Genomic DNA, 3,176 nt, shown 5'->3' with positions numbered 1-3,176 from the left:
CCGGTTGTGGAATAATGGGCCGCTCACCTTTTGAATATAGGCGTATTGATAAAGGGCATGCAGAATTTATCATAAGGCAGAGCTTTGCCCCATTATATCTTTCAAAACTCCCACGACTTTATTGACGCTATCTTTTTCCTGCCGGAGATCCAAAACAATAAGCCCGAAGATGGTAAACGCTCGGTCGTGCCCAGGGTTTTGAGGTTGTCCTGATCAGGTCAGTGCTTGGTCGAAAAGTTCCAAGGCAGAGGAGCCTCGATGTCATCGGCGGAAGTGGCCCTGGGAGGGATCTGATGCCAAAACGAGTAATTTCCTGGCAGATCGGTGCCAAATACCTGAAATGATTGCCATGACGAACTGAAGATTGAGGCAAAATGGTCTATTATGTGCCTAAAAAAATCAACCCCTTATCGTCGATCTGCTAATCTGTGAATCAATCGGCATCAACCCCTCTAGGACTCAATTTTTTTCTTCGGCAGGCGAAAGAAAGATCGGGCAGTCGTATCCCGATGCCTTGTATGAAGCTTACTTGCCCAGGATTTTTCTCTATGAATCCTGGGTTCTTTCAAACACCCGCACTTGAGCCCCCGCTCAGTTGGGTTTCAGAAGTCCGACTTTCCCCAATTCTGCATCAAACCCCTTTAAGGTTGACCCACCATTTGCTCACGAATACCTTTCATCTGCTGCTGTACAGATGGACGTTTGCTGCGCTCCATGATCTGCTCGAGAAGCCTGGCCGCCGCTGCAGCCTGGGCAAGCTTCTTCGTGTGTCCCGAGCAAACCTCACTGCTTATCCAGCCATGCCCGCCAAGAACTTTGGCGCTGCAGAAAAAGCCAGGCTCATGCACCGGACCGCGCTGACCATGATCATCATACTCGAAGCCTGAAAAAATCCCCTTCTGCACCATCTCATTAAGCCTTTGCCGTGCGTCAAGACCCGAACGTGCAATTTCATCACGCCCTGTCTCCACCCTCTTTGTAAAACGAGAACTGCATTTCCATTGACGTAAAGCGGAATACTATTGATCCTGGTTTGGAAGTTCCAGCATATAACTGCGGGCCTTGTCGAGTCCCATGGTAAAGTAGACCTTATTTTTGTAAGCTCGAACCACGGTGTACTGATTGTATTCGATATCAATACCAGAGATCTTCCTTGTGGCTCCTGACTTCTTATCCAGGTAAACTGCAATAACCTTTCCGAGGCCGTCATGGCATAATCCTACAAAGCCCTTTTCAACGTCGACCCATTCGACCAGGCTCGATCCGAAGATTGGCAGAGGCTGAAGTTTAAGCGAACCCGTAACATCAACTGCAAACTGGATGCTGGTATTCATGATCGAGTCTCCGGACTTCAACCCAATGGCTAGAAAATGCTGGCTATCGGAAGATGGAGCGTCGTGCTTCACGTAAATTAAATTGAATACACCCGGCAGATATGCTTCGCTAACAGCGGTCTTCTCAAGACTTTCGCCAAAAATCCGTGTCAGCTTAAGAATGCTAGGCTTTTCTGCATCGCTTTTGTAATGTATGACGGCCAGGCCATTCTTAACCTTCGCAACCTGAAGCTGCGAAGCGCCAGCCACGGCATCGAATACAGTCTTCCACGTGCCGGTATCAAGATTCAGGGCCACGATACGACTGCCCTCATTGTGGGTCAGACGTACAACGAGGTGATTTTTAACGAGCCAAGAGCCGGTAAATTCCGGGGCAGCGCCTGGGATGAGCCCCTCGGGCACAGAGACATCGTCCTCCCATTTGCCGGATGATGGTGAATAGAATCTGCCATCTGTCAGACCTGAAACCTTGTTGCTATCGTCATTGCAGGCAAACTCGCGGCCTGTGATACCGCCGAATATCAGTATCCTTCCTTGATAGGCGTGAGCATCTGCATAAAGGCGGGGAGATGGCGCGTTGTCCGTTGATATATCTTTCCACTCGTTGACCCTGCGATCAAGCACCTGCCCAGCCGCTACAGGCATCCCTTGTCTCCCCGCGGCTGCCCAGAGTCTTCTGGAAGTATGTAAGGACTTTTCGTGCCCATTGTCATGAAAAAAACCCAAGCATGAGCTTGGATTTCATCAGTCTTAAGCTATAAAAATCTTCAAGGAAGATTTTACAGATGTCATCCCGAAGGATGACACCTGTCTAGCACAATAGGATAAGGTGTGGTTGATTAGAATTTCTGAGTGATACGAGCGTAGTAGGAGCGACCGATATAAGAGTAAGTACCGGTTTCTCGAGCGATCGTCTCACTGCCAGGGCTTTCATCCGACACAACACCTCCGATGGTATCGAGGATGTTGTTGACTCCCAGTTGTAAGCTACCGTTCCAGGGCAGAGTCACACCATAAACGGCATCGTATTCTGTGTAGGAACCGATTTTAACGCCGCGTTGGAAATCAGAGCTGGCTGTTTCAGGGTCAATCCACTGACGGGCAATCGTGCGGCTCGAAAGCGTGACATCATGATCGGCCATACCGAACGACACCTGGTTATTCAAACGCCAGGGAGGAATGCCGAGGAAACCCACCCGCTGACTTCCCGGCGCTGGCTTCATCAGCCTTTTTTTCCACCGCCCCAGCATCTTCGAGCCTGGTCTCGCTCGTTGGAGCTGATGTATTGCTGGTCTCGCCTTGTGAATAGGCTATCTGGCTCAGCAGTGTGAGGCAAATGAGTGGAAGTGCCATCCGCATAAACTTAGTCTCCTATTTAACACAAATGACATACTCGTTCCTGTGAGTCTTCTTGTACAGATGCTCATCCTGTTCAACCTGGAATTTGAGAAAAGATCAAATAGAAGTTATAGAGACTACCAACTAAATCTTAATGAATATTTAATTTAACGAACAAAGCAAGCCTAAAAAGGCAGTAATTTAGGAATATAAGGACATACACGAGCGGGCAAAGGCATTGGTTAATTCCTATGTTGTCTGGTACTGAAGACGACCGTCCGGGTCCTTCCGGCTCCCCACCCCGCCATGGTTGACGATCAACCGCCCCCGCTTTCTGAATTTTGAATATTTTTTGCCTCAGGGGTAGCCGCTGAACTGGAAAGACGCTGGGAAAGTGCGCTCCTTGAGCTTAAACAGGCAGAGGATAAAGCCGAACAGGAAGTCAATCTCCTCTCTGTCCCGCAAATAATCACACAGAAAATGAAAAAATCTTTTGATAATATT

Annotated in this window: 4 protein-coding genes; all 4 read right to left on the bottom strand. The window is 48.7% G+C overall.

Annotated elements, in window-relative coordinates; genetic code table 11:
- Window positions 1–641 precede the first annotated feature (641 nt).
- A complete protein-coding gene (locus tag VE954_RS31540) occupies window positions 642–971 on the bottom strand; it encodes a putative dsRNA-binding protein (protein WP_324960497.1) in 330 nt (109 codons plus the stop codon).
- 48 nt (window positions 972–1,019) lie between these two features.
- Window positions 1,020–1,979 carry a hypothetical protein gene (locus tag VE954_RS31535; protein ID WP_324960495.1) on the bottom strand — a complete coding sequence of 320 codons (960 nt, stop codon included), beginning with the start codon at window positions 1,977–1,979 and terminating at the stop codon, window positions 1,020–1,022.
- A 194-nt stretch (window positions 1,980–2,173) separates the two neighbouring features.
- Complete coding sequence (locus tag VE954_RS31530; RefSeq protein ID WP_324960493.1) at window positions 2,174–2,557, bottom strand: hypothetical protein; 384 nt, start codon at window positions 2,555–2,557, stop codon at window positions 2,174–2,176.
- Between the two features lie 432 nt (window positions 2,558–2,989).
- Window positions 2,990–3,176, bottom strand: a 187-nt coding sequence (locus VE954_RS31525; protein WP_324960491.1) for a hypothetical protein, incomplete at its 5' end; no start/stop codon positions are given.

Origin of the sequence: Oligoflexus sp., from assembly GCF_035638955.1 — a bacterium.
In the GTDB taxonomy this organism is placed as follows: domain Bacteria; phylum Bdellovibrionota_B; class Oligoflexia; order Oligoflexales; family Oligoflexaceae; genus Oligoflexus.
This window is presented reverse-complemented; position numbering and strand designations above follow the sequence as displayed.

Bases quoted from the DNA above. Each gene is read 5' to 3' on its own strand.
- VE954_RS31535 (WP_324960495.1), bottom strand. From the start codon at position 1,979: ATGCCTGTAGCGGCTGGGCAGGTGCTTGATCGCAGGGTCAACGAGTGG.
- VE954_RS31530 (WP_324960493.1), bottom strand. From the start codon at position 2,557: ATGAAGCCAGCGCCGGGAAGTCAGCGGGTGGGTTTCCTCGGCATTCCT.